The organism is Pseudomonas donghuensis (genome assembly GCF_000259195.1).
Lineage (GTDB): Bacteria > Pseudomonadota > Gammaproteobacteria > Pseudomonadales > Pseudomonadaceae > Aquipseudomonas > Aquipseudomonas donghuensis.
Genome location: NZ_JH650765.1, coordinates 153805 through 179922, shown reverse-complemented (window position 1 = coordinate 179922; position 26118 = coordinate 153805). Strand labels below are relative to the sequence as shown.

The 26118-nt window shown below is 61.4% G+C and carries 25 protein-coding genes and 2 tRNA genes; 15 read left to right on the top strand and 12 right to left on the bottom strand.

Annotated features, from left to right (window positions below; translation table 11 throughout):
• The first annotated feature begins 8 nt into the window (after nt 1-8).
• Nucleotides 9-84: transfer RNA gene (locus tag UW3_RS0114290), tRNA-Lys, on the top strand.
• Nucleotides 85-218: 134 nt separating this feature from the next.
• Here UW3_RS0114290 and UW3_RS0114285 read toward each other — a convergent pair.
• Both UW3_RS0114285 and UW3_RS0114280 read right to left on the bottom strand, forming a co-directional pair.
• Nucleotides 219-2432 carry a TonB-dependent receptor gene (locus UW3_RS0114285; protein ID WP_010223184.1) on the bottom strand — a complete coding sequence of 738 codons (2214 nt, stop codon included), beginning with the start codon at nt 2430-2432 and terminating at the stop codon, nt 219-221.
• Between the two features lie 168 nt (nt 2433-2600).
• Entirely contained in the window at nt 2601-3854 is a 1254-nt protein-coding gene (locus UW3_RS0114280) for an SMI1/KNR4 family protein (RefSeq protein WP_010223183.1), read from the bottom strand.
• 148 nt (nt 3855-4002) lie between these two features.
• On the opposite strand from UW3_RS0114280, the gene UW3_RS0114275 reads away from it, so the two are divergent.
• Entirely contained in the window at nt 4003-4461 is a 459-nt protein-coding gene (locus UW3_RS0114275; RefSeq protein ID WP_010223182.1) for a hypothetical protein, read from the top strand.
• On the opposite strand, the gene UW3_RS27000 is transcribed toward UW3_RS0114275, so the two are convergent.
• A complete protein-coding gene (locus UW3_RS27000; RefSeq protein WP_050990015.1) occupies nt 4403-5353 on the bottom strand; it encodes a DMT family transporter in 951 nt (316 codons plus the stop codon). The genes UW3_RS0114275 and UW3_RS27000 overlap by 59 nt on opposite strands.
• Before the next feature lie 95 nt (nt 5354-5448).
• On the opposite strand from UW3_RS27000, the gene UW3_RS0114265 reads away from it, so the two are divergent.
• Nucleotides 5449-6330, top strand: a complete 882-nt coding sequence (locus UW3_RS0114265) for a LysR family transcriptional regulator (RefSeq protein ID WP_026001325.1) — start codon at nt 5449-5451, stop codon at nt 6328-6330.
• A 48-nt stretch (nt 6331-6378) separates the two neighbouring features.
• The gene (locus UW3_RS0114260) at nt 6379-7071 is read left to right on the top strand and encodes a peptidoglycan DD-metalloendopeptidase family protein (RefSeq protein WP_010223179.1); all 693 of its coding nucleotides are present in this window, start codon (nt 6379-6381) and stop codon (nt 7069-7071) included.
• A gap of 1 nt (nt 7072) precedes the next feature.
• Here UW3_RS0114260 and UW3_RS0114255 read toward each other — a convergent pair whose 3' ends face one another.
• Genes UW3_RS0114255 through UW3_RS0114245 form a run of 3 tightly spaced genes read right to left on the bottom strand, consistent with a single transcriptional unit; the run spans nt 7073 to nt 10865 of the window.
• Nucleotides 7073-8371 carry an NAD(P)/FAD-dependent oxidoreductase gene (locus tag UW3_RS0114255; RefSeq protein WP_010223178.1) on the bottom strand — a complete coding sequence of 433 codons (1299 nt, stop codon included), beginning with the start codon at nt 8369-8371 and terminating at the stop codon, nt 7073-7075.
• The gene (locus UW3_RS0114250) at nt 8368-9456 is read right to left on the bottom strand and encodes a polyamine ABC transporter substrate-binding protein (protein WP_010223177.1); all 1089 of its coding nucleotides are present in this window, start codon (nt 9454-9456) and stop codon (nt 8368-8370) included. The genes UW3_RS0114255 and UW3_RS0114250 overlap by 4 nt, the downstream gene beginning before the upstream one ends.
• Nucleotides 9457-9506: 50 nt before the next feature.
• Nucleotides 9507-10865: a glutamine synthetase family protein gene (locus tag UW3_RS0114245; protein ID WP_010223176.1), complete on the bottom strand. Its 1359-nt coding sequence runs from the start codon at nt 10863-10865 to the stop codon at nt 9507-9509.
• A 174-nt stretch (nt 10866-11039) separates the two neighbouring features.
• Here UW3_RS0114245 and UW3_RS0114240 point away from each other — a divergent pair, with 174 nt between their 5' ends.
• The 4 genes from UW3_RS0114240 to nadA all read left to right on the top strand — a co-directional run bounded on the left by UW3_RS0114240 (nt 11040) and on the right by nadA (nt 15713).
• Complete coding sequence (locus UW3_RS0114240) at nt 11040-11954, top strand: helix-turn-helix domain-containing protein (RefSeq protein WP_010223175.1); 915 nt, start codon at nt 11040-11042, stop codon at nt 11952-11954.
• A 53-nt stretch (nt 11955-12007) separates the two neighbouring features.
• The gene (locus UW3_RS0114235; RefSeq protein ID WP_010223174.1) at nt 12008-12877 is read left to right on the top strand and encodes an isocitrate lyase/PEP mutase family protein; all 870 of its coding nucleotides are present in this window, start codon (nt 12008-12010) and stop codon (nt 12875-12877) included.
• Between the two features lie 54 nt (nt 12878-12931).
• A complete protein-coding gene (locus tag UW3_RS0114230) occupies nt 12932-14428 on the top strand; it encodes a YdgA family protein (protein ID WP_026001324.1) in 1497 nt (498 codons plus the stop codon).
• A gap of 226 nt (nt 14429-14654) precedes the next feature.
• Nucleotides 14655-15713, top strand: a complete 1059-nt coding sequence (gene nadA, locus UW3_RS0114225; RefSeq protein ID WP_010223172.1) for a quinolinate synthase NadA — start codon at nt 14655-14657, stop codon at nt 15711-15713.
• A 104-nt stretch (nt 15714-15817) separates the two neighbouring features.
• Here nadA and UW3_RS0114220 read toward each other — a convergent pair whose 3' ends face one another.
• Complete coding sequence (locus UW3_RS0114220; RefSeq protein ID WP_010223171.1) at nt 15818-17251, bottom strand: M48 family metalloprotease; 1434 nt, start codon at nt 17249-17251, stop codon at nt 15818-15820.
• A gap of 124 nt (nt 17252-17375) precedes the next feature.
• Between UW3_RS0114220 and UW3_RS0114215 the strand changes: the two genes are divergently transcribed.
• Together UW3_RS0114215 and UW3_RS0114210 are read left to right on the top strand one after the other, a co-directional pair.
• Nucleotides 17376-17615 carry a sulfurtransferase TusA family protein gene (locus tag UW3_RS0114215; RefSeq protein WP_010223170.1) on the top strand — a complete coding sequence of 80 codons (240 nt, stop codon included), beginning with the start codon at nt 17376-17378 and terminating at the stop codon, nt 17613-17615.
• Nucleotides 17616-17639: 24 nt separating this feature from the next.
• A complete protein-coding gene (locus tag UW3_RS0114210; RefSeq protein WP_010223169.1) occupies nt 17640-18710 on the top strand; it encodes an AI-2E family transporter in 1071 nt (356 codons plus the stop codon).
• Nucleotides 18711-18813: 103 nt separating this feature from the next.
• Here the strand turns inward: UW3_RS0114210 and UW3_RS0114205 are convergent, their stop codons facing one another.
• Together UW3_RS0114205 and UW3_RS0114200 are read right to left on the bottom strand one after the other, a co-directional pair.
• Nucleotides 18814-19287 (bottom strand): peroxiredoxin, encoded by a 474-nt coding sequence (locus UW3_RS0114205; protein ID WP_010223168.1) that lies wholly within the window; start codon nt 19285-19287, stop codon nt 18814-18816.
• Nucleotides 19288-19297: 10 nt separating this feature from the next.
• Nucleotides 19298-19858, bottom strand: coding sequence for a glycine cleavage system transcriptional repressor (locus tag UW3_RS0114200; RefSeq protein WP_010223167.1), 561 nt, complete (start codon nt 19856-19858; stop codon nt 19298-19300).
• A 260-nt stretch (nt 19859-20118) separates the two neighbouring features.
• On the opposite strand from UW3_RS0114200, the gene dapA reads away from it, so the two are divergent.
• The 5 genes from dapA to UW3_RS0114175 all read left to right on the top strand — a co-directional run bounded on the left by dapA (nt 20119) and on the right by UW3_RS0114175 (nt 23809).
• The gene (gene dapA, locus UW3_RS0114195; protein WP_010223166.1) at nt 20119-20997 is read left to right on the top strand and encodes a 4-hydroxy-tetrahydrodipicolinate synthase; all 879 of its coding nucleotides are present in this window, start codon (nt 20119-20121) and stop codon (nt 20995-20997) included.
• A gap of 17 nt (nt 20998-21014) precedes the next feature.
• On the top strand, nt 21015-22127 hold the full coding sequence (bamC, locus tag UW3_RS0114190; RefSeq protein ID WP_010223165.1) for an outer membrane protein assembly factor BamC: 1113 nt from the start codon (nt 21015-21017) through the stop codon (nt 22125-22127).
• The gene (locus tag UW3_RS0114185; RefSeq protein WP_010223164.1) at nt 22128-22886 is read left to right on the top strand and encodes an MBL fold metallo-hydrolase; all 759 of its coding nucleotides are present in this window, start codon (nt 22128-22130) and stop codon (nt 22884-22886) included.
• A 29-nt stretch (nt 22887-22915) separates the two neighbouring features.
• A complete protein-coding gene (gene purC, locus UW3_RS0114180) occupies nt 22916-23626 on the top strand; it encodes a phosphoribosylaminoimidazolesuccinocarboxamide synthase (protein WP_010223163.1) in 711 nt (236 codons plus the stop codon).
• Nucleotides 23627-23719: 93 nt separating this feature from the next.
• A tRNA-Ser gene (locus tag UW3_RS0114175) sits at nt 23720-23809 on the top strand.
• A 191-nt stretch (nt 23810-24000) separates the two neighbouring features.
• On the opposite strand, the gene UW3_RS28225 is transcribed toward UW3_RS0114175, so the two are convergent.
• The 3 genes from UW3_RS28225 to UW3_RS28220 all read right to left on the bottom strand — a co-directional run bounded on the left by UW3_RS28225 (nt 24001) and on the right by UW3_RS28220 (nt 26110).
• Nucleotides 24001-24854, bottom strand: a protein-coding gene (locus tag UW3_RS28225; protein WP_085989519.1) for an IS5 family transposase whose coding sequence is annotated in 2 segments (ribosomal slippage) — nt 24001-24510 and nt 24513-24854 — 852 coding nt in all. Because the reading frame shifts where the segments join, the coding sequence is not laid out codon by codon here.
• 146 nt (nt 24855-25000) lie between these two features.
• Nucleotides 25001-25270 (bottom strand): hypothetical protein, encoded by a 270-nt coding sequence (locus UW3_RS0114165; RefSeq protein WP_010223160.1) that lies wholly within the window; start codon nt 25268-25270, stop codon nt 25001-25003.
• 393 nt (nt 25271-25663) lie between these two features.
• A complete protein-coding gene (locus UW3_RS28220; protein ID WP_081492795.1) occupies nt 25664-26110 on the bottom strand; it encodes a hypothetical protein in 447 nt (148 codons plus the stop codon).
• Between the last annotated feature and the right edge of the window lie 8 nt (nt 26111-26118).

Here is a 26118-nt window from a genome sequence, read left to right as displayed (position 1 = left end):
CATCCAACGGGTCGTTAGCTCAGTTGGTAGAGCAGTTGGCTTTTAACCAATTGGTCGTAGGTTCGAATCCTACACGACCCACCATACGCTGTAAGAGAAAGCCCGCGTCCTGCAAAGGTCGCGGGCTTTTTCGTTTCTGTGGGAGCGGGCTTGCCCCGCGATTGCGATATGAAGGACATACGCAATCGCGAGGCAGGTTGCACCCTCGCTCCTACCAATCAGAACGCATAGGTCGCCGAGAGAATCGCCGAACGCGCATCGCCATACTCGATTGCCGAAGAACGTGCCCCGGTACCGTTTTGCTGACGGACACGTTCGACATAGTCCTTGTTGAACAGGTTGTTGACGTTCAGCTGCAGATCCAGGTCCTCGTTGACCCGGTACGCCACCATCGCATTGTGCAGCCAATAGGCGTCAAGTTTGGCGCTGGTGCTGGAGGTCACGTTGCGTTCGCTGACGTAGCGCGCGCCATAGCCCAGGGTCCAGCCAGCAGGCAGCTCGTAGGTGGTCCACAGGTTGAGCGAGCGTGGCGGGGTGTTGCCCAGCGCCTGGCCTTCACGGGCAATACCGGCTGCGGTGTCGGCGGCCTTGAGGGTTTCACTGTCGAGGAAGGTGTAGTTGGCGAACACATCCCACTGTTCAGTGATGTGCCCGGTCACGCCGACTTCCACGCCCTGTACGCGCTGCTTGCCGGCCAGTTGGGTCGAGCCGTCGGCCATGGTTTCGCGCGCGTTGGTCTTCTCGACGCGAAACAGGGCGGCGTCCAGCTCCAGGCGTTTGTCGAGCAACTCCCATTTGGTGCCCAGTTCCCAGGTCTGGTTTTTCTCCGGGGCGAGGTTTTCAGTGGTAGCACTCAGGCCGCCACCGGTGGAGGCCAGGCTTTCGGCGGAGGGGTTGAAGGAGTTGCCCCAAGCCAGGTAGATGCGCCCATTCTCAGTCGGCTTGTAGACCAGCCCGGCGCGGCCACTGAGTTTCTCGTCGCTCGATTCGAAGTCGGAGGTGCGCACGCGGGCGGCGTCGTACCCCTGGGCCTCGCCTTTGAACATGTCGTAGCGCAGCCCCAGGTTCAGGTCCCATTGCTCATGCAGGGCAATCGTGTCGAACACGTACAGCGCCTGGTTGTTCAGCTCGGTCTCGGTGTAGCCGCTGGTGGCCTTGTTGGCCGGCCCCGACCAGTACCCCGGCGGGTTGCTCAGGTCGTAGCCGTTGGCAGGGTACAGGGCGTTGCTCAGCCCATAGCCGTAGGTTTTCAGGTCCAGGGTTTCACGTGACACTTCAATGCCGCTGACCAGGTCGTGACGCATGCCCAGCAGGTTGAAGTTGCTGATCAGGTTGGTCTGGTTGATCCACATTTCGGTGGTCGCGTCGCGGCCATAGCCTTGCGGGCCTGCGGGGCGGTAACGGCCCGGGGGGACGCCGGTGGTATTGACGTGGGAAGCGGATACCGTGGTATCGCGGGCGATATGGCTGTAGCGCGTGAGGTTCTGCAGGCGCAGGTTGTCGTTGAAATCATGCTCGAAGTTGGCGGTCAGCGAGCTCTGCTCGATCTCTTCCTTGTCGAGGTTCCTCCAGCCGAAATAGTCGTCGCGGTTAACCCCTGCCAGGCGTTTGCCGTCCAGGGCCGGTACGCCGTAGTCAGGCAGGTTGTCATCGACCTGGTGGAAGGCGCTCAGGGTCAGGCGCGTGGACTCGCTCAGGCCCAGGCGCAGCGACGGCGCGACACCCCAGCGTTCCCGGTCGATCTGCTCGCGACCGGCGACATCGTTCTGGTGGCCCATGAGGTTGATGCGAAATGCGCTGTCTTGCCCCACGCCTTCCAGCGGCTGGTTGCTGTCCAGGGTCATGCGGTAGTAGTTGTCGGTACCGACGCTGCCGCCCAGGCGGGTAAATGCCTGGTTCTGGGGCTGCTTGCTGATGATGTTGATGCTACCGCCGGTAGTGCCGGCACCGCCGAACACCGAGTTGGGGCCCTTGATGACTTCGACCTGCTCGATGTTGAAGGTGTCGGTGCGGTTGGTCTGCGCACTGTCGCGCAGGCCGTCGATCTGGATGTTGCTGTTGGCCGAGAAGCCGCGGATGTTGATGCTGTCGCCCGAACCGCCGCCGCCTTCGCCAGCGTTGAAGGTGATGCCGGAGACGTTGGACAGCACCTGGCGCAGGCTCAGGGCCTGCTGCTCCTTGATGACCTGGGAAGGCACCACGGTGATGGTTTGTGGCGTGTCGAGCAGTGATGTGGCGTACTTGCTCGAGGCCGAATGTTCGGTCTTGTAGTCACCGCCAGCCTGGGCGTCGACGTTGATGTTGTCCAGCTGTAGGGGGGAGGACGGTGCTTTGTCGGCGACGGCATAGCTTGAGACCGAGGCGACAGCCAGGCCGATTGCCGAAGCCATGAAGGGGCGGGAGGAACGACCGGGGGTGAGTTCGCGTGTCATGGGCGGAGCTACCTACACAAATAAAAACGCTGTTGTTTATGAGAATTATTAACAGATGCGTTTTTATGATAAGCGCCCTTGAAGCTTCAGTTTCACGCTCAGTTGTAACAAATAATTTCAAAAAACGGCTGCCCACGACCTTCAGCTGTCGCGGGCCCGTTCAAGGCCTCAGTGCACGTGCTGGCGCAGAAATGTTTCCATGCGTTCAGCTTCGGCCAGGTACTGTTCGAAACCGAGATTGCTGTACAGCTTGCCAGCCTTGATCCGCTTGGCGTCGCGACGCTGCTGCTCGGCGCGCTCGACCAGCGCTTTGCGCAAGGCGCCGGCACTGGCCTGCGATGCTTCAAGCAGTGGTCGGGCCATGACTTCGGCGCTTTCCATGTGGCCCTGGGCAACGGCGCTCAGCACGGCGTTGGGGTCGCTCAAGGCACCCATGTCCAGCAAGCGGCAAGCCAATGCCGGAGTCACCTGGGCAGCCGCCACCAAGAGCGTGTCGGCTTGCACCGGGATGCCCTGGTCGAGCAACCAGTTGGCCGCTGCCAGGTGCCCGTGCTGCAGGCAGCACTCCAGGCTGGCGGCGTGCCCGCGCAGCGCCTCGCTCAGGTCGCAGCCAGCTTTGCGCAGGGCGTCCAGACGCTCGATATCGCCGTGTTCGGCGGCATCGAGCATCGCCAGTTGGCGCAAGCGGGGCTGGTTGGCGAGGCTGCCGTCAGCCAGTGCCGGGCGCCAGTCCAGTACCCGTTGACGCAGCAATGCCGCCAGTCGGGCTTTGAGCGCCATGCCCGCTTCGCCGTCATTGTCCAGTTCATCCAGCGCTTCAAGCAGTTCGCTGGCGCTGCTGTATTCAGTCTCTGGGTCGAAGGGATCTGCTTCGTAGGCCAGCAGGCGCAACAGCGCGCCGACGTCATCGGCGATGCGGGCAAGGCTGTCCTGGTTCAGGCTGCCGGCCCAGGCTGGCGGCAGTCCACGGCTCCAGGCAATCACTGCGCCGTACTCGGGCCCTGGAGTGACGCACACGTACAGGCGTTCCAGGTACTCGAAACCACCGAACGGCAGGTAGTCCAGCTTGCCGCTCCATGGGTGTCCCGCTGCGCGGGCGGCTTCTTCGGCCTGCTCCAGTTCGTGCTCGATCCAGCCCCAAAGGTCGCGATAACCGTCGCTGCCCGGATAGAACAGTTCGCTGAAGGAAAACGGATGACGGTGGCCGTTGTAGACCACCTCCAGGTCATAGCCCACGCGACCGCCAAAGCAGGTTTGCCACAATCGCAGCAGTTGCTCAGGCACTGGGCCGTTCAGGTGGGTTTCGAGTCGGGCCAGGTTGGCTGCGTCAATGGGCGGTTGAGTGTCGAAGATCACGCAACCCTCGAACAGGGCCAGATGGTGGTCCTGCAACAGCTGACGTTCGGCGGGGGAGAGGTCCATTCGTGGTCCACCTTCAGATTGGGCCGCAGACTCTAGCACGCTATTAAACCGTCATTGTATTGCCCGCGTCCGTCACGCCGAATCGATCTAAACGCCACGGATGAGCGGGGTAAAATGGTATCGACGCTGTAGCGCAGGAGTCATGGCAATGAAATCCTTCAGCACACTTGCGTTAATCACTGCACTGGCCGCGGTACTGCAGGGCTGGCCTGCTCTGCAATTGCAGGCTGCGCAGTACCAGGAGCCGATTGACACGTCCGGGGTCAACCTGCAGCCTCAAGAGCAGAATGGCGTGAGCTACCTCACCGGCGGTATTGGTCTTGATGAGTCTCGGGCTATTCAGCAGGTCCAGGGCTACAACCTGCATCTGACCTTCTCGACCGGCCCGCAGAACGAGTATGCGCCGGACGTCGACCTGACGATTCAAGGGGGGCAGGGGCAAGCCCTGCTGCAACTGAATCAGGTTGGGCCGATGGTCTACGTCAAGCTGCCGCCGGGCAGATACAACCTGGTCGCCTCGCGTAATGGCGAGCAGCAGTTGAGCACAGTCACCCTTGTTCCGGGCCAGACTGGCAAGGTGAGCCTGCACTGGAACCAGGTAAACTGAGCGGCGCCGGCACCCGGTTGGCCAGCAGTATGCCAAGGATCACCAGGGTGCCGCCGGCCAGCATGGCACCGGTCAGTTGCTCACCCAGCAGCAAGGCGCCGGCGACCACGGCGGTCAGCGGGTTGAGGGCGATGAAGCTGCCGGCCCGGGTCGGACCGATTTTAGCGATGGCATCGTAGTACATCACGTATGCCAGCGCGGAACCCACAGCCCCGAGATAGGCCAGGCAGAGGAGGTCGCGCGCCGTCAGCGCGCGTAGCGACGCGATGCTCATGCTGCCGTTGAGCGTAGCGTGCACACTGAGCATCGCCGCCCCGGCGAACACTGCATAGGTCACGGTGTGCAGCGCACCGATCTGTGTCACCACGCGGGTGCAGAAGACACTGAAGATCACCCAGCTCAGTACACAGCCGAAAATCAACCCATCGCCGATCCCGTTGCCCTGGCCGAGCGCCCCGGGGGCTCGGGCCAGCACCACCCAGCCGGCGCCCAGCAGGCACAGGGCGACGCCCAGCAGTTGGGCCCTGCCCAGGCGTTGCCTGAAGCACAGGTAGGCGACGATCGCCATGACGGCAGGATTGGTCGCAACGATCAGTGAGGCTCTGGAGGCGTCCGTGTACTGCAAGCCGTGGAAGAAGAACAGGGTATAGGCATAGATCCCGAAAAAGCCCAGCCCCACGATGTGCACGAGCTGCGTTGTGTTGACCCGCACCAAGCCTTGTTTCGAAACCATCAGGATGAGCACCAGCACCGCACTAGCGAGGATGAAGCGCAGGCTGCCGAGAAACAGCGGGTCGATACCGCTGGCAAGGGCGCGTCCGGCGACGAAGGTGCCGCCCCAGATCATCGCGACCAGTGAGAGTTTCAGAAAGGTGCAAGCGTGAGTTGGCATGGGCGGCCCTGGCTGACGATGTGGCGTCGATACGCCATACTTGATCGAATGCCAACTCATAGGGAAATGAGCAAACGCTCATGGGGCTGCTGCCGATGACCTTGACCCAGCTGGAAATTTTCGCCGTGGTGGCGGCGCGTAAAGGCTTTACCCTCGCGGCGGCGCAACTGAACATCTCGCAATCCGGTGTTTCCCACGCTATTCGCGCCCTGGAGCAGGAGCTGGGCGTGGCCTTGTTCGAACGCCAGCAGGGCCGGATCGAACTGACAGATATTGGCAGCCGCTTGCTGCAACGGGCGCAAGCGATGCTTGGCCTGGCCGAAACCATGCGCCAGGAGGCCCTGGATGCGCGAGGGATGAAGCAGGGCACGCTGCGCATCGGTTCGTTCGGGCCGACGGCGTCGGTGCGTTTGTTGCCGGCGATACTCAAGGCTTACCGCCAGGCCTACCCTGGCATCGAAGTGCATGTCGACGAGGGCCCGGATCGCCAAGTGTTGCAATGGTTGCAGGAGCGGCGCATCGATATCGGCTTTGTGGTGCTACCTGAAGAGCAGCTCGACACCTATCCGTTGCTGGAAGACCAGATGGTCGCGCTGCTGCCTGTTGATCATGCGCTGGCGCAGCAACCGGCGGTGACCCTCCAGCAGCTTTGCCGCGATCCCTTCGTGCTGACCGAGGCCGGGTCCGCCGAGATCGTCTCGCGCCTGTTTCTCAGCGCCAGGCTGCAACCACGCATTCGCTACCGCACCTCACAACTGCTCAGCACCCTGGAGATGGTCGCCAGTGGTGAAGGCTTGAGCATCGTGGCCCAGGCGTCCCTGCCGCTGAGTACGACCCTGGAGTACGTGCAACGCCCGCTCGATCCGCAGGTCAGGCGCACGGTGGGGCTGGCGGTGGTCGATGAGCGAATCATCTCGCCAGCGACCCGCGCCTTTATCGAACTTGCACGGACTTTGCCGCGTAATGTCGCCGACTGATTTATAGTAGCGCCCTCGTCAATGGCGTCTCCGGGAAAAGGAAGTGGTGTGTTTTTCAGGTTTGTTCTGATCGCCGTAATGCTGGCGATGTCCGCATGCAGTTCGCATTCCCCAAGCCCCGGTCCTTCTGCCAACAAAGTCGTGGCCGGCACCTACAAGGTCAAGCGCGGCGATACCCTGTATTCGATCGCCTCGCGTCATGGCTGGAGCTTCAAGGAGTTGGCGCGTTACAACGGCATCAGCGCGCCCTATGCGGTGAATGTCGGCCAGACCATCCGCTTTGGCGGTGCAAGAACCGCCACACGGACCACCACGAGCACCGCTAGCGCCAGCAAGGCAAGACCCGTGGCGCCCGCCACCAAGGTCACCTTGCGCGGGTGGGCGTGGCCGCTGCAGGGCACGGTGATCCGCCGCTACTCGTCCGCCGACAAGCTCAACAAGGGCATCCGCATCGCCGCCACACCGGGCCAGCCGGTGTACGCCAGCCTCGGCGGCAAGGTAGCGTTCGCGACGAACATCCGTGGTTACGGCAACCTGATCATCCTCCAGCACGGCACCTCCCATGCCAGCGTCTACGGTCACAACAGCAAGTTGCTGGTCAAGGAAGGCCAGACCGTCAGCAAGGGCCAGAAGATCGCCGAAGCCGGCGACCTGGATACCGACCGGGTGCAGCTGTACTTCGAGATCCGCCAGAACGGCAAGCCGATCGATCCGCTGAGCGTGTTGCCGGCGGCCGGCTGAGTCAGCCCAGCACCTCACGCAGGCGGTACCAGAACATCCCCAGGGCCAGCAGTGGCGAGCGCAGGGCCTTGCCACCCGGGAAGGTCAGGTGCGGTACGGCGCTGAACACATCCAGGCCCTGGCTGTGCCCGGCATGAATGGCCTCGGCCAATAGCCGCGCGGTCCAATGGCTGACGTTCAGGCCATGGCCGCTGTAGCCCTGGGCGTAGAACACGTTCGGGTGCTGTTGCAGGCGGCCGACCTGGGGGAAGCGATTGGCGGTGATGCCGATTTTGCCACCCCATTGAAAGTCGATGCGAGTGTCCGCCAGTTGCGGGAATACCTTGAGCATCTTCGGCTTCATGTAGGCGGCGATATCCACGGGGTCGCGCCCGGAGTAGTGGCAGGCGCCACCGAACAGCAGACGCCGGTCGGCAGACAGCCGATAGTAGTCCAGACCGACCTTCTGGTCGCACAGCGACAGGTTCTGCGGGATCAATTGCTCAGCCTGCGCCTGTGACAACGGCTCGGTGGCGATGATGTAGCTGCCGGCGGGCAGTACCTTGCCGCTCAGGCGCGGCTCCAGTTCCTCCAGGTGGGCGTTGCAGGCCAGCACCAGGCTGCCGGCGCGCACCGTGCCGTGGGTGGTTTTTACCTGCACGGTGGCGCCATGGCTGATTTCCACCACCGGGCTCTGTTCGAAGAGGCGCACGCCGAGGGACGCGGCCACGCGCGCCTCGCCAAGCACCAGGTTGAGCGGATGCAGATGGCCCGAACCGCGATCGATCAGGCCGCCGGCATAGACGTCGGAGGCGACCACCTGGTGCATCTGCTCGGGCCCGACCAATTGCGTTTCATGGCGATAGTTCAGCTCGGCCAGGCTCTGCTGCTCGGCACGGAAGGCGGCAAACTGCGCCGGGGTGTTGGCCAGTTCGCAAAAGCCCCAGCGCAGGTCGCAATCGATGCCGTGCGCGCGGATGCGCTCGGCCACTACTTCGACCGATTCGATGCCGGCGCGTTGCAGGTACTTCACCCCGTCCTGGCCGACGTAGCGGGCAAAGCCCTCGACCTCGTGGCCGATACCGCGAATCAGCTGGCCGCCGTTGCGACCGCTGGCGCCCCAGCCGATGTGCCGGGCTTCGAGGAGGATCACCGAGAGCCCGCGCTGGGCCAGTTCGATGGCGCAGTTGACGCCGGTAAAGCCGCCGCCGATCACGCAGACATCGGCCTGCAGTTCGGCGCCCAGGGCAGGGTAAGCCGCCAGGTTGTGGGCCGTGGCGCTGTAGTAGGAGCGGGCGTGTTCATAGGTGTGCTGGTTCATTTGTTCGACTTCACTTTGCTCCAGGAGCGGGTCATCAGGCGCATGATCGCCGGCGTCGGGGTGGTGGAGACATACAGCTTGTCCAGCACCTCTTGGGGCGGGTACACCTCGGGGTTGTTGACCAGTTCGGCATCCATGTACTGCTTGGCCGGCGGGTTGGCGTTGGCGTAGCCGACCACGCCGCTGACCTTGGCGATCACTTGCGGGTCGAGCAGGTAGTTGATGAAGGCATAGGCCTCTTTGCGGTTGCTGGCGTCGGAGGGGATGGCCAGCAGGTCGAACCACAGGTTGCTGCCTTCCTTGGGAATGGCGTAGGCGATGTTGACGCCGTTCTTGGCTTCCTTGGCGCGATTGGCGGCCTGGAACACGTCGCCTGAGTAACCGAAGGCCACGCAGATATCACCGTTGGCCAGGTCCGAGACGTATTTGGAGGAGTGGAAATAGGTGATATAGGGGCGCAGGGTCAGCAGTTTCGCCTCCGCCTTCTTGTAGTCTTCAGGGTTATTGCTGCGTGGGTCCATGCCCATGTAGTTGAGGATGGCCGGGAACAGCTCGTCGGCCGAATCCATGAACGACACGCCACACTGGCTGAGTTTTTTCAGGTTCTCAGGCTCGAACATCACTGCCCAGGAGTCGACGTGATCGACGCCCAGCACCTGCTTGACCTTGTCGACGTTGTAGCCGATGCCGTTGGTGCCCCACAGGTAGGGCACCGAATGCTGGTTGTCGGCGTCGTTCTCCTGCAGGGCCTTGAGCAGTACCGGGTCGAGGTTCTTCCAGTTCGGCAACTGCTCGCGGTCCAGTTTCACAAAGGCCCCGGCTTTGACCTGGCGGGCCAGAAAGTGGTTGGACGGCACGACCACGTCGTAGCCGGTGCGACCGGCCAGCAACTTGCCTTCCAGGGTTTCGTTGGAGTCGAACACGTCGTAGATGACCTTGATACCGGTGCTGCCCTGAAAGTCCGCCAGGGTGGTTTCACCGATGTAGTCGGTCCAGTTGTACACGCTGACACTGGGCTGGGCCTGGGCCGCGGCGCTGACCAGCAGCGCCAGGGTTGCAGTAACGACTGTTTTCATGGGACGCATATCGACACCTTTTCGAATTGTTGTTTTCGATACTTGTTACAAGGTCGAGCTCAAACGCTGAGCAGCAGGAACTCGCGCTCCCAGGAGCTGATCACCCGTTTGAAGTTCTCGTGCTCGGCACGCTTGACCGCCACATAGCCACGCACGAACTTGCTGCCCAGGTACTGCTCGATGGTCGGGCAGTCCTCCATGTGCGCCAGGGCGTCTTCGATGGTGATGGGCAGGCGCAGGTTGCGCCGCTCATAAGCGCGGCCCTGCACCGGCGCGCTGGGCTTGATCTTTTCGACCATGCCCAGGTAACCGCACAAAAGGCTGGCGGCAATCGCCAGGTAGGGGTTGGCGTCGGCGCCTGGCAGGCGGTTTTCCACGCGCATGGCCTCGGGGCTCGAGGTCGGTACGCGCAGGCCCACGGTGCGGTTCTCTTCGCCCCATTCGACGTTGACCGGCGCCGAGGTGTCGGGCAGGAAACGGCGGAACGAGTTGACGTTGGGGGCGAACATCGGCAGCACTTTGGGGATGTACTTCTGCAGGCCACCGATGTGGTGCAGAAACAGCTCGCTCATCTCCCCGTTGGTGTCGACGAAGATCGGCTTGCCGGTGGCGATATCGACCACGCTCTGGTGCAGGTGCATGGCGCTGCCCGGTTCGTCGCCCACAGGCTTGGCCATGAAGGTGGCGGTGACGTTGTGCTTGAGCGCCGCCTCGCGCATGGTGCGCTTGAACACGGTGATCTGGTCGGCGAGGTCCAGGGCGTCGCCGTGACGGAAGTTGATTTCCATCTGCGCCGGGCCGTCTTCGTGGATCAGCGTGTCGAGGTCCAGGCCCTGGGCTTCGCACCAGTCGTAGACGTCTTCAAACAGCGGGTCGAATTCGTTGGCGGCATCGATCGAGAACGACTGCCGACCGCTTTCGGCCCGGCCCGAGCGGCCCAGCGGTGCTTGCAGCGGCAAGTCCGGGTCTTCGCAGCGCTGGGTCAGGTAGAACTCCATCTCCGGGGCGACGATCGGCTGCCAGCCCTTGTCGGTGTAGAGCTTGAGGACTTTCTTGAGCACGTTGCGCGGCGACAGTTCGATCGGCTTGCCCTGTTTGTCGAAGGTGTCGTGAATGACCACGGCGGTTGGCTCGATGGCCCACGGCACCACATACACCGCGGCCGAATCCGGGCGGCAGACCATGTCGATGTCGGCGGGATCGAGCAGGTCGTAGTAGATGTCGTCGTCGACAAAGTCCCCGGTTACCGTTTGCAGAAGCACACTTTCCGGCAGGCGCATGCCTCGTTCATGCAGGAACTTGTTGGTCGGTGCGATCTTGCCGCGGGCGATACCGGTCAGGTCACTGACCACGCACTCGACTTCGGTAATCTTGTGTTCTTTCAGCCACGCAGACAGCTGATCGAAAGGGGCATTCATAAAGACCTCGTTGTTGGTTTTATCCACGCCAGGACCGGCAGTTGCGGCCGGCTTGCCACCCAAGCGGCTTCCCCTGTAGCGCGTTGAGGTCTATCTTGGGTGACGCGTGCGCATTCGATCTATCCACTTTCAGCAAGACTAAAATGCACCAAAAGAGTGCATAAAGAGCAGCTCATGACAGCGTCAACGCCTTTGCGGGTCCAGGCTTTCAACACCGCCGATGTCACCGAACAGGTCCGCGCCACCCCAGGCTGGACCCAGCATTACCAACAGATGTCTCCCGGGCATTTCGCCGGCCAGTTGCGCTGCCTTGACCTGCAGGGCGTGGAGATCTACGAAGAGTGCATGAACACCCGGATCGAGCAGAATTTCAGTGCGCCGGCCGGCTCCCTGGCGTTTTGCTTCGACCGCAGCGACCACAGCCTCTACGTGCTCAATGGCGAAAGCCGCAACATCTGGATCACCCCGGAGAACTACCAGGAAGTAGCGGTGGTGTTCGGCCCGGAATTCGTCCAGCGCCACGGCCTGGACATCGCCCGCCTCGACGGGCTGTTCATGGCGCCGCTGAACTCGATGCAGAACGAGCTGTTCAGCCGCTGGCTGAGCGGGACGCTCACGCGCATCTCGCAGACCATCGACCCGCCAAGCCAGGATGCGCTGGCCGGGCAACTGCTCGAAGACTGTCTGTTCATTCTCGATAACGCGTGCATCTGCCTCGATCGCGGGGCGTTGTGGCGGCGTACCGAAGAGCGCGCGATCATGCGAAAGGTCGGCGAATGGGCGGCCGATTGCCCGGAAGAAACGCTTAATCTGCTGGAGCTGTCGCAGGTCGCCGGGGTGTCCTTGCGCCAGTTGCAGCACGCCTTCAAGGCCTTCACCGGCATGGCCCCGGCACAGTGGCTACGCCTGCGCCGGCTCAACAGTGCCCGGCGTGAACTGCTCAGTAGCGGGCCTAGCGACACCACCGTGGCCGAGGTGGCCATGCACTGGTCGTTCTGGCACCTGGGACGGTTTTCCGACAGCTACCGCAAGCTGTTCAGGGAGCTGCCCAGCGAGACCCTCAAACGCGCGGCGCTGTCAGTCAGATAGCCAGCAGTGGTAATGTTCGACCTACTAAATGAAGTCGATAGCCTGGAAAGACCATGCCAAGAGCCTCCCACCAAGACCTGCGTCGCGCGTTCCGCCAACTGCTTGCCTCACCTGCCTGCTACCACACCGCCTCCGTATTCGACCCGATGTCGGCGCGCATTGCCGCCGATTTAGGCTTTGAGGTGGGCATCCTGGGGGGCTCGGTGGCATCCTTGCAGGTGCTGGCCGCACCTGACTTTGCCCTGATCACCCTCAGCGAATTCGCCGAGCAGGCAACGCGGATCGGCCGGGTGGCCCAGTTGCCGGTGATTGCCGACGCCGACCATGGTTATGGCAATGCGCTCAACGTGATGCGCACGGTGACCGAGCTTGAGCGTGCCGGGATTGCCGCGCTGACCATCGAGGACACCTTGCTGCCGGCCCAGTTCGGGCGCAAGTCCACCGACCTGGTCAGCATCGCCGAAGGTGTCGGCAAGATCCGCGCGGCACTGGAGGCGCGGGTCGACCCGGAGCTGTCGATCATTGCCCGCACCAACGCGGCGCTGATTCCGACCGAAGAAGTCATCGCCCGTACCGTGGCCTACCAGAACGCCGGCGCCGACGCGCTGTGCATGGTCGGTATCCGCGACTTCGACCACCTTGAACAGATCGCCGCGCACCTGAGCGTGCCGCTGATGCTGGTGACCTACGGCAACCCGCAGCTGCACGACGATGCGCGCCTGGCCGAGCTTGGCGTGCGTATCGCCGTCGATGGTCATGGCGCCTACTTTGCCGCGATCAAGGCCACCTACGACTGCCTGCGCGAACAGCGCCGGATCACCAGCAGCGCTTCGGACCTGAGCGCCACCGAACTCACCCATACTTACACCGTACCGGGCGACTACATCGTCTGGGCCCGTGAGTACATGGATGTCAACGAATAAGCCACAAGGCTTAGTCAAAGCAACAACTCTCTACAAATGGAAGCGAAACAATTCATGAAGAAATCTACAGGCGTACTCGGGCTGGTGGTGGCAGTGGCAGCGGTGTGCACCGCAGGTGCCTGGTACACCGGCAAGCAACTGCCAGGCGTGCTGGAAACCACCATCGCCGAGTCCAATGCACAGACCAAGCAGGCGCTGCTGGGCATGGACAGCAGCATGGTGCTGGAGCTGGTGTCGCTGGACACCCACCTGTTCACCAGTACCGCCAAATACCGCCTCAAGGTGCAGAACCTGCAGGTCGGCGAAGAGCGTAAAAACGTCGAGCTGATGTTTGTCGACCAGATCGAGCACGGGCCGCTGCCGCTGTCGCGGGTCAAGGCACTGAAACTGATGCCGGTCATGGCTGCCAGCCATTACTCCCTGGAAAAAGATGCCACCACCGCCAACTGGTTCGCCCTGGCCAAGGACGTTTCGCCGCTGCAGGGCCAGGTCGCCTATGGCTATGACCGCTCGATGGACAGTGCTTTCCAGGTGGCGCCGCTGGAGTGGAGCAAGGACGGCTCGTCGCTGAAGTTCTCCGGACTTGAGATCACCGGTCACGGCAACGAAGGCGCCGAGCGGGTGCAGCTCACCGGCCAATCGGCCAATCTGAGCCTCAACCTGGTCGCCCCGGACCGTGCGCCGCTGAAAGTCGAGATCAAGGGCCTGAGCCTGACCGGCGACATGACCAAGACGCCGTTCGGCTTCTATGTCGGCCAGATGGACATGGCCGTGGCGGACAGCGTCGCGACTTTCGGCGATCAGCAGAAGGTCCTGGTACTCAAGGGCCTGGCGCAGAACAACGAATACAAGAACGACGGTGACAAGCTCTCGGCACGCATGGAATACAAGGTTGCCGACATCAACTACGACGGCAAGGCAATCGGTGCCGGCGAGATGATCTGGAGCCTCAAGCGTTTCGACATCCCGGCCATGCAGGCGTTGATTACCTGGTACCAGAGCCGCCTGCCGGAGTTCCAGCAAGCCGCTGCCGTGGGTGAGGGCATGCCGGAGTTGACGATGACCGATGCGGAAAAAGCCCAGGTGCGCAGCGATGTCCAGCGTCTGCTGGCAGCCAAGCCGCAGATCGCCCTGGAAAACCTGTCGTTCAAGACCGCCAATGGCGAAAGCCGTTTCAGCTTCAGTGTTGACCTGGCCAACCCGACGTCCCTGGAACTGCCACCGCAGGAGCTGTACAAGCAGTTGATCACCCAGGTGCAGAGCAAGCTGTCGCTGTCCAAGCCGATGATCGGTGACCTGGCCACCCTGCAAGCGCAGTTCGAAGGCCAGACCGATGCCAACATCGTTTCCCAGCAAGCGGCCCAGGCCGGGGAAATGGTCAGCATGATGGCGGTGCAAAGCCAGATGGCCAAGGTCGAGGGCAACGACATTGTCAGCACGCTGCACTATGCCGATGGCATGGTCGACTTCAACGGCCAGAAGATGACCGTTGAGCAGTTCGCCAGCGTGATCATGGCCAACGCCAGCGCAATGCAGGCGACAGGCGGTTGATGTTCAGGCCCGGGGCGCCCGCCCCGGGCTTGTTTCACTAAAAAAACCTTTTGAATTCATCCGATTATCTGTAGCCTTCGGCATCCTATAAAAACCCGAGGCCGCAGCTGGTCCGTGGTTCTGTGCGCAAGGCGGTTTTGCCCTGCCTGCGGAGCCTGTAGCCGATTTGCCAGGGCTCGGTGATACACTCGACTTACGCGCTCAAGCGCCTGCAGGTCCAGCGATCATGACCCAGATTTCCGAACGCCTTCTCGTCCAGGCTCACCTCGATGCCAAGCAGCCCAAGCCGCTGACACCCGAGCAAGAGGCCGACTACCGCGCCGCCATCGCTGCCGAACTCAAGGCACAAAACGCGGTGCTGGTTGCCCATTACTATTGCGACCCGGTGATCCAGGCCCTGGCCGAGGAAACCGGCGGCTGCGTGTCCGACTCGCTGGAAATGGCCCGCTTTGGCAAGAACCACGCGGCCACGACCGTGGTGGTGGCCGGTGTGCGCTTCATGGGCGAGACGGCCAAGATCCTCACTCCGGAAAAGCGCGTGCTGATGCCGACCCTCGAGGCGACTTGCTCGCTCGATCTGGGCTGCCCGGTTGAAGAGTTCTCGGCCTTCTGCGACAAGCACCCCGAGCGCACCGTGGTGGTGTATGCCAACACCTCGGCGGCGGTCAAGGCCCGGGCTGACTGGGTGGTGACCTCCAGTTGCGCGCTGGAAATCGTCGAAAGCCTGATGGACAACGGCGAGACCATCATCTGGGGGCCGGACCAGCACCTGGGCCGCTACATCCAGAAGCAGACCGGTGCCGACATGCTGCTGTGGGATGGTGCCTGCATCGTTCACGAAGAGTTCAAGTCGCGTCAGCTCGCCGACATGAAGGCGCTGTACCCGGATGCGGCGATTCTGGTGCACCCGGAATCGCCTGAGGCGGTGATTGACCTGGCCGATGCGGTGGGTTCCACCAGCCAGCTGATTGCTGCGGCGCAAACCCTGCCGAACAAGACCTTTATCGTCGCCACCGACCGCGGCATCTTCTACAAGATGCAGCAGTTGTGCCCGGACAAGATCTTCATCGAAGCGCCCACCGCCGGTAACGGCGCGGCCTGCCGCAGTTGCGCGCATTGCCCATGGATGGCGATGAATACCCTGGAGCGCACCTTGCAGTGCCTGCGTGAGGGCAGCAACGAGATCTTCGTCGAGCCAGCGCTGATCCCCCAGGCGATCAAACCGCTCAAGCGCATGCTCGACTTTACCCAGGCGGCGCGGCTGAAGCTGTCCGGTAACGCCTGACGGCCCCATCGCTGGCAAGCCAGCTCCCACAGGTTCGGTGCATGCAAATCTACTGTGGGAGCCGGCGTTGCCGGCGATAGGCTGCGAAGCAGCCTCTTGCGGTGTTAGCGCATCATGTCCTTGACCATCCGCTGCTGCTCCATCAGCTCGCGCTGACGCGCATCGATCTTCGACGCCAGGACAAAGTTGTTGCCGGCCCGCTGTTTAGCGTAATCGAGCTGTTGCAAGGCCTGGTCGAAGTCGCCCACCAGGGCAAAGTATTCGGCGCGGGCCTGGTGCAGGCCAATGGTGTTGCCCGACAACCCGCGCACTTCCGCCACGTCATACCAGACATCCGGGTCTTGCGGGCGATTCTTGAGCAGCGCATCCAGCGCCTTTTCCGCCTCGGCGGGGCGGTTCTGCTTGAGCAGCAGGTCGATGCGCGCCTGTTGCAACGGGTAGTTGCCCGGGTACAGGCCACGCATCCGTTCGACGCGCTGCTGGGCATCGGGCAAGCGGTTGTTGGTGATGTCCAGGTCGATCTGCGCCAGGTTGTAGGTGATGTCGTTGGGCGCCTTGGCCAGCAGCGGCTTGAGGTTCTCGCGCGCCTCGTTCAGGCGCCCGCCCTTGATCTGGGCCAGGGCCAGGCCGTAACGGGCGGCGTCCTGTTGCGGGTTTTCGTCGAGCTGCGCCTGGAAGCGCTTGGCCGCAAGCCCTGGGGTGCCTTCGTAGATCAATGCCACCCGCGCGCGAATCAGTTGATAACGCTTGCTGTCTTCGGTGCCGCCCTTGGGCGCCTGTTCGGCGCGGTTGCGGGTGTCGGCGATCCGCGATTCGGTGACCGGGTGGGTCAGGAGGAATTCCGGCGGCTTGGCGTCATAACGGTATTGGCGCATCAGGCGCTCGAACATGGTCGGCATGTTGCGCGGATCGTAGCCGGCCTTCTCGAGGTTGAGGATACCGATGCGGTCGGCTTCCTGTTCGTTCTGCCGGGAGAAGCGCCGCTGTTCCTGGATGGCTGCGGCCTGGGTGCCGGCGATCGCGGCAATACCGGCATCACCGGCCCCTGCTGCGGCGGCGACGATACCGATCAGCAGCGCGCCCATCATCGGCAGTTGCATGCGTTGCTGGGCCTCGACGCCCCGGGCGAAGTGGCGCTGGGACAAGTGCGCCAGTTCGTGGGCCAATACCGAGACGTACTCGCCCTCGGTCTGGGCATTGAGGAACAGCCCGCCGTTGACCCCGACGATCCCGCCGGGAGCGGCGAAGGCGTTGAGTTCGCGGCTGTCGATGAGGATGACCTCCAGGCGCCGGTCCTGTAGCTGGCTGGTCTCGGCCAGACGGTAGACGCTGGTTTCGACGTAATCCTTGAGCTGGGGATCGTTCAGTTGGTTGACATTGCCCCGCAGCAGGCTGAGCCAGGCGCGGCCCAGCTGGTGTTCCTGTTGCGGGGAGACAATGGCAGAACTGGCGTCGCCGAGTGACGGCAGGTCGTCGGCATGGCTGGGGAGCGCCATCAAACAGGCCAGCGTCAGCAGGGTAGGGCGCAGAAAATTCATGCACGAAGCTCTGGTCGACAAAGAACCTTACTGTAGCCCGCTCACACGTTGGCGACCAGTGGCGGTATCCTACCGGGCTTGTTCAAAATGCTACCTGTGCCCGCATTCCTGCCTGGAGAACCCCATGAGCGCTACCCCGACCCATGACGCCGAACTCGACGCCAGCGGGCTGAACTGCCCGCTGCCGCTGCTCAAGGCGAAGATGGAGCTCAACCGCCTGGACAGTGGCGCAGTGCTCAAGGTGATTGCCACCGACGCCGGTTCCCAGCGCGATTTTCGCACTTTTGCCAAGTTGGCCGGTCATACGCTGCTGCTCGAAGAGGCCGAGGCCGGTGTGTACACCTACTGGTTGAAGAAAGCCTGAGTTTTCTCTGTTAAAGGATCGTCAATGTTCAAGGTGCTTCGCGACTGGATGCAGCGCTACTTCTCCGATGAAGAAGCGGTGGTATTGGCGGTCTTGCTGTTTCTGGCGTTCACCGCCGTCCTGACCCTGGGCGGCATGCTTGCCCCGGTGCTGGCGGGGATGGTCCTGGCGTTCTTGATGCAGGGCCTGGTCAATGCCCTGGAGCGCCTGCGGGTGCCGACCCGCTACGCGGTGGCGCTGGTGTTCACGTTGTTCATGGGCGCCCTGGCGGTGTTCCTGCTGGTGCTGGTGCCGCTGCTCTGGCACCAGTTGATCACCCTGTTCAACGAGCTGCCGGGCATGCTTGGCAAGTGGCAGTCGCTGTTGTTGCTGTTGCCCGAGCGCTACCCGCACCTGGTCTCTGACGAGCAGGTGCTGCAGGCCATCGAGGTGATGCGCGGAGAGATCGGCAAGTTCGGCCAGTGGGCGCTGACCTTCTCGTTGTCGAGCCTGCCGCTGCTGGTCAACATCATGATCTACCTGGTGCTGGTGCCGATCCTGGTGTTCTTCTTTCTCAAGGACCGCGAGCAGATCGCCCACTGGGTCAGCGGTTACCTGCCCAAGGAGCGGGCGCTGATGACCCGGGTGGCCGAAGAGATGAACCGGCAGATTGCCAATTACATCCGCGGCAAGGGCATCGAGATCCTGATCTGTGGTGTGGCCACCTACATCGCCTTCATCAGCCTGGGGCTCAACTATGCGGCGTTGCTGGCCCTGCTGGTCGGCCTGTCGGTGGTGGTGCCCTATGTCGGTGCGGTGGTGGTGACCGTGCCGGTGACCTTGATTGCGCTGTTCCAGTGGGGCTGGGGCGATCAGTTCATCTACCTGATGGCGGTGTACGCGATCATTCAGGCCCTGGATGGCAACGTGCTGGTGCCGTTGCTGTTCTCCGAGGCGGTGAGCCTGCACCCGGTGGCGATCATCTGCGCGGTGCTGCTGTTTGGCGGGTTGTGGGGGTTCTGGGGGATTTTCTTTGCGATCCCGCTGGCGACCTTGTTCAAGGCCGTGCTGGATGCCTGGCCGCGGCGCGAGCCGATGGTGGCGCCGCTGCTGTGAGCTTTTGTGGGAGCTGGCTTGCCAGCGATACAGGCGCATTGGCCCTTGCGGCTAGCGCGGTGATGCAATCGCTGGCAAGCCAGCTCCCACAGGTAAAGCGCTATCAGGCCTTGTTAAGCGCCTGCGCTTGCGCCAGTACGGCATCGACATGCCCGGGCACCTTCACCCCGCGCCAGGCCTTGCGCAGCACGCCGTCCTTGTCGATCAGGAAGGTGCTGCGGTCCACGCCCAGGTATTCCTTGCCATAGAGCTTCTTCAGCTTGATCACGTCGAACAGCTGGCACAGGGCCTCGTCCTTGTCGCTGATCAGCTCGAAAGGGAAGGCCTGCTTGGCCTTGAAGTTCTCGTGGGACTTGATGCCATCGCGCGAAACGCCGAACACCAGGGTGTTGGCCGCGTCGAAGGCCGCATGCTGGTCACGGAAACCCTGGCCTTCGGTGGTGCAGCCCGGGGTGCTGTCCTTGGGGTAGAAGTACAGCACCACCTGCTTGCCCTTGAGCTCAGCCAGGCTGATGCTCTGGCCACTGGTGGCCAGGGCCTGGAAATCGGCGACGGGTTGGTCGAGTTCAACGGCCATGAAAGCTTCCTTACATCGGGTTCTGTGGGCGCCACGGTTCGATCAGCGCATCCAGGTTCAGCGCATCGGAGAAATCCAGGAACTGGTCACGCAGCCAACTGATCTGGGTACCGGCCGGCAAGGTCACGGTAAAGGTGGCGTTGAGCATGGTGCCGCCGGTCTGTGGCGCCTGGTAGGTGTCGCAGGTCAGGTTCTCCAGCTCCACGTGGTGGTCGATGAAGAACTGGCACAGCTCGTTGATGATGTCCGGGCGATAGGCGGCGCTGACATAGGCCACGTACGGCAGCGACAACGGGCGAACCTCCAGCTCGGCGCTGCGCACCACGTTGACGGTGAAGGTGTGCTTCTTGGCCAGGCCCGGCAGGGCGGCTTCGAAGCGCGCCAGGGCGTCCCAGCTGCCGGTGACCTGCAGCACCAGGGCGCTGCACTCGCCGTGGCGGGTCAGGCGCGAGGTGACGACCGAGCAGCGATTGTCGTTGCTGGCCCGGCACAGGATGTTGGTCAGCTCCATGGGATTGGCACCCAGGGCGCTGATGACAAGGAATTGTTCGCGAACGGTGGGGGTGGACATGCAGCATTCCTAAAGCGATGAGCGGTCGGTACCTGACGTGGCAAAAAGGCCGGCAGGCAAGAGCCCGGGGCTCAGGATCGAGGCTTCGGGCGCTGGCTACGCGCGTTGTCGGCAGCCCGGCGGGCCACTATGTACCGATCAAAGACAGAAGGGTAGCGAAAATGGCCGCCGAGGGGAATGCTCCGCCCGCCTGCTTCGCTTGTGCAAGGCCGATGGCGCCAGTACCATTACCGCTCTCTTTTTCCGGCAGGAGCAGATTCATGATTGCGGGCAGTATGGTGGCATTGGTCACACCCATGGATGCACAAGGGCGTCTTGATTGGGACAGCCTCGGCAAACTCGTGGACTTCCACCTGGAGAAGGGCACCCATGCCATCGTCGCCGTCGGTACCACCGGCGAGTCCGCCACCCTGGACGTCGATGAACACATCAAGGTCATCGAGTTCGTGGTCAAGCGCGTTGCCGGCCGCATCCCGGTGATCGCCGGTACCGGCGCCAACTCCACCAGCGAAGCGGTGCACCTGACCCGCAACGCCAAAAAAGCCGGCGCCGATGCCTGCCTGCTGGTGGTGCCGTACTACAACAAGCCGACCCAGGAAGGCCTGTACCAGCACTTCAAGCACATTGCCGAAGCCGTCGACATCCCGCAGATCCTCTACAACGTACCCGGCCGCACCGCCTGCGACATGCAGGCCGAGACCGTGATCCGCCTGTCGACCGTACCGAACATCATCGGCATCAAGGAAGCCACTGGCGACCTTACGCGCGCCAAGGCCATCCTTGACGGAGTGAGCAAGGACTTCATCGTCCTGTCCGGCGACGATCCGACCGCCGTCGAGCTGATCCTGATGGGCGGTAAAGGCAACATCTCCGTGACCGCCAACGTCGCGCCGCGGGAAATGGCCGATCTGTGCGAAGCCGCCCTTGAGGGCAATGCCGAGAAGGCTCGCGCGATCAACGAAAAACTCATGCCGCTGCACAAGAACCTGTTCATCGAAGCCAACCCGATTCCGGTGAAGTGGGCTTTGGTCGAAATGGGCCTGATGCAGCAAGGCATCCGCCTGCCACTGACCTGGCTGAGCGAATCCTGTCACGATACGGTACGCCAGGCGATGCGCCAGTGCGGCCTGCAGTTTTAATTGAGGACGTACACCGCATGAAGCGATTGGCTGGTCTTTCCGCCCTTGCCTTGATCATCTCCAGTACCAGCGGTTGTGGCTGGCTCTGGGGCGAAGAGGGTTACTTCCGTGACCGCGGCAGCGATTATCTGGAGGCCACCCAGAAGCCGCCGATGCAGCTGCCACCGGACGTCAGCAGCGCCAAGCGGCTCGATCCGCTGCTGCCGATCCCGCGCAACGTCGCCGACGACAACGTCAAGGGCGAGTTCGAAGTGCCACGTCCGCAGCCGCTGAGCGCGGGCGCCGACATCAGCGATTTCAGCCTGCAGAAGAGCGGCAGCGCGCGTTGGGTCCTGGCCCAGCGTTCGCCGGCTGAAGTCTGGCCGGTTGCCCGTCAGTTCTTCGAAGACAATGGCTTCCGGATTGCCGAAGAGCGTCCACAAACCGGCGAATTCAACACCACCTGGCAGCGTTTCGACGAGCTCTCGGCGTCCATGGCCAAGCGCCTGGGCAGTGCTTCGAGCAGCAGCGACAACGAAGTCCGTGCACGCATCCGCATCGAGCCGGGCGTGCAGCGCAACACCAGTGAGGTCTACATCGTTACCGTCGAGCGTCCGGCCGGCAGCACGGCCGAGCAGGACTTCCCGGCGCGTTCGGCCAACACCGGTGTCGACGCCATCCTGGTCGACGAAATGCTCGCCAGCATGACCCGCAGCGCCGAGAAGGGTGGTTCGGTATCGTTGCTCGCCGCTCGCGACTTCGACGCCCCGAGCCGCGTTAGCCTCAGCGAAGACGGCAGCGGCAACCCGGTGCTGAACCTGGGCGCCGACCTCGATCGCGCCTGGTCCAGCGTTGGCCGTGCCCTGGAACAGGGTGATTGGCGCGTCGAGGACATCAACCGCAGCCTGGGCCTGTACTACATCAACCTCGCCGAGAAGGCCGAGACCAAGGAGCAGCCAGGCTTCTTCAGCCGCCTGTTCGGCAGCGCACCGAGCAAGGAAGAGCGTGAAGCCCGTGCCGAGCGCTATCAGGTTCGCCTGAGCAAGGTGGGCGAAAGCGTCCAGGTGACCGTCGAGAAGAACATCAACACCGTGGCCCCGGCAGACGTCGCCCGCCGCGTGCTGAGCGTGATTCAGGACAACCTGGGTTAAGTGCGCTTCGCCGTACTTGGAAGTGGAAGCCAGGGAAATGGCACGCTGATCGCCAGTGGCAATACCTTGCTCCTGGTCGATTGCGGCTTTTCCCTGCGTGAAACCGAGCGGCGCCTGGCGCTGCTTGGCGTTTCTGCGGCGCAATTGAGCGCGGTGCTGGTCACCCACGAACATGCCGACCACGTGCATGGGGTCGGGTTGCTGTCGCGGCGCTACAATGTACCGGTCTACCTCAGCCGTGGCACCTTGCGCGGCATGCGCAAGCCGGTCGAGGCCGCAGGCTTTCTGGCCGCCAATGACACGTTGCAGCTGGGCGACTTGAGCGTTACTGCCGTCGGCGTCACCCACGACGCGCTGGAGCCGCTGCAGTACGTATTTGGTGATGGTCGCCGGCGCTTTGGTGTGCTGACCGACCTGGGCTCGTATGACGCGGCCCTGCTCAGCAGCTACCAGGGCCTGGATGCCCTGCTGATCGAGGCCAACCACTGTCGCGACCTGCTCGGACGCGGGCCTTACCCGATGTTTTTAAAGCAGCGGGTGGGCGGCGACTACGGACATTTGAACAACCATCAGGCCGCGCGCCTGGTGTCGGAGTTGGACTGGCAGAACCTGCAACACCTGGTGCTGGCCCATCTCAGCAGCAAGAACAACCAGCCACAGCTGGCCCGGCAATGCTTCGTCGATACCCTCGGCTGCGACCCGGACTGGCTACAAGTGGCCAATCAGGATTCCGGGCTCGACTGGCGTGAAATCGCCTAGCCCATCTCATTTAGCAAGCGGAGCCCATCATGGAAAAACGTGAAGAACTCTACCGCGGCAAAGCCAAGTCGGTTTACAAGACCGACGACGCTGACCGCTTGATCCTGCTGTTTCGCAACGACACCTCGGCGTTCGACGGCAAGCGCATCGAACAGCTCGACCGCAAGGGCATGGTGAACAACAAGTTCAACGCCTTCATCATGCAAAAGCTTGAAGAAGCCGGCATCCCGACCCAGTTCGACAAGCTGCTGGGTGACAACGAGTGCCTGGTCAAGAAGCTCGACATGATCCCGGTCGAATGCGTCGTGCGTAACTATGCTGCCGGCAGCCTGGTCAAGCGCCTGGGCGTCGAAGAAGGCATCAAGCTCGAGCCTTCGACCTTCGAACTGTTCCTCAAGAACGACGAGAAGGGCGACCCGTTCATCAACGAATCCCACGTGGTTGCCTTCGGCTGGGGTACCGCCGAGCAGTTGGTGAAGATGAAAGCCCTGTCGCTCAAGGTCAACGAAGTGCTGAGCAAGCTGTTTGACGACGCCGGCCTGCTGCTGGTCGACTTCAAGCTTGAGTTCGGCGTATTCCACGGCGAGATCGTCCTGGGCGACGAGTTCAGCCCGGACGGCTGCCGCCTGTGGGACAAAGAGACCCGCAAGAAGATGGACAAGGACCGCTTCCGCCAGGGTCTGGGCGACGTTATCGAAGCCTACGAAGAAGTTGCCAAACGCCTGGGCGTGCCGCTGTAAGCGACAAGTTCACGCAAGCGCCTGATACCACGCGAATTTTTTTCGCAAACAGGCTTTGCCTTTCGGCAAACTGCTGGTATCATGCGCGCCACTGGAGAGATGCCGGAGTGGCCGAACGGGACGGATTCGAAATCCGTTGTACTGGCAACAGTACCTAGGGTTCAAATCCCTATCTCTCCGCCATACATACGAAAGCCCCTGAAACCAATGGTTTCAGGGGCTTTTTGTTTATGGATTGTACGTAGCCGTTGTACGTAGATTTCTACAACTTCAGTGGCTGCGAAGGTCGAAATCGTCGGACATTTCTTGATCAGTAGCTATCTACCAGTTGATTTGCACCCACTTTTGGACTGCGAGACCAGTGCTAATGCCTCCTAGGCACTGTATGAAAAAAGGTGTCGCAGACAACGCATCGGACAAGCCAACGAGATCATCGCTGCAAAACTTTTCGCGAGCTTATCGAAACGAGTAGCGATACGTCGGTGCTCTTTCAGCCATCCGAACATCCGTTCGATGATGTTGCGTTGACGATACTTTGGACAGTCGAACAGCCTGGGTAGCCCTGGCTTAGGCTTCCGTTTCATGGTTCGCAGAGGGATTACAGGTTGCATTCTGTAGCGGTCACAGTACCGCCGCAGAGCTTCGGCGTCGTAGCCCTTGTCAGCCAGTAGCCATCGGCAGCACTTGCGTGGCCGACCGCGAGTATTGGGAATGCTCTCGTCATCGAGCAGCGGCTGAGCATAGTTGATATCGCTGGTTTGTCCGCCAGAGAGCAGGAAGCGCAACGGCACCCCGTAGGCATCGCAAAGCATGTGGATCTTGGTGGTCAAACCACCACGGCTGCGGCCTAATGCGTGGTCGGCGGATTCGTCAGGCCCCCTTTTTTACCCGCGCCTGATGACGCTCGGGTAGCGCGAATTGCGGCTGAATCGATCATCCAGGTTTGCAGATTGATCAAGCCTTGCTCATTCAATCTCAGGTGCAAACGTTTGAGCATCTGATCGAACGTCCCCAGGTTTCGCCAGCCCCGAAACCGTTGATACACCGTTGACCATGGGCCGAAGCGCTCCGGCATATCTCGCCACGCAGCACCCGAGCAGAGTACCCAGAGCACGCCATCGAGCATCAGGCGATCGCTCAGGCGCGGCCGCCCTCGGCCATGAGTTTCGATAAAGAGATCAGAGACCACACCCCAGGCCTCGTCCGAGAGTTCGTAACGCTTTGCCATCACAGAATTCCTTTCCGTCGATGGCGCGGGACTCTACAAAATCTCAGCGTTCGAGGGGCGGCGATTGGATTTCTCGGGATTTCGTACAGAGCCTAGGCCAATGTTTTCGCAGAGCTTACCCCTATATGAGCTCACGGGTTTAGCAACTAACAAGAGACGTTCAAACCGCAAGCAGAGATAAAATCACGTATCGGTATATCAAGAAAGCTACTCTCTCCAGCGGAAAGAACATCTTGCAATGTGACGATGCTTTTTTCAAAATCCCAAGAAACGTCAAAGCAATTAAACTCGAACTCCCTGAGCAGAGCGCTCTCTGAGCGCATCCGTTCATCAAAGGCATTTTTCAAAATAGAGCGAACGCTGTCGTCCAACTCTTGGGCGACAAATCGTTCTATTAGTGTGCCGCCACTGCTCATAACAATTCCTGACTAGTACGGGAATGTAGTCTGAATTACACCATCCCGAACATTTATTTTGATTGTCGATGTTGGAGCGCCTGAGACGCTTGTTTTAATGACCTTGCCTGCGTTGTACTCAATAACGTGCCCGCCTGGGTCATTAGGAGTCACCTTTCCATATCTCAATGCATTATCAACATAATTAGAGGCGTCTTTAACAGATGTTCCTTGCGAAAACTTACTAACATTCGCAAATCCTAAGTCAGGTCCATAGCGATAGAATACATGCTCAATACCTGTCATCAGGCCGCCCTTGTTATAAGTGCTCGCGCCCCACGATGCATCTATTTGTCTTGGAACTGGTAACGCCTTGATCGCGTCATCTACAACAGCCCCAGTTCCTTTTGTACCTTAACTTATGCAGCAAATTTTATCTTCATCTAAATAATATAGCCCCTCAAGCCTCCCTGAAATTTCGGGCAATTCAAGAAGAGGCTCTGAAATATATGAAAAAGGAAACGCCCTCCTTAGTGCTTGAGCTTGTGCAGAATATTCTGCCCAAGAAGGCTTAACCATCCCATTCCAAAATGTAACAAAGGAGCCATCTTCAAGAAGAATAACAGGTTTTAAGTACTCAACCTTCCCACTACCATCCCAGTATAGATAACCTAAGTAACTAGAGCCATCTACTCCAACAAAACTACTCCGAACGATTATTTGAGCGTCGGCACAAGTTTCCTTCTCAAGGAGAGGGCGGACTGTTAGCTCATCTTCTACAGACTCATCCATGGGAAAGTACCAGACACCAAAAAAAGCAAGGTCGTCAATGGCTAATTCATATATCTGCTTATCAGTCATGCTTGCAT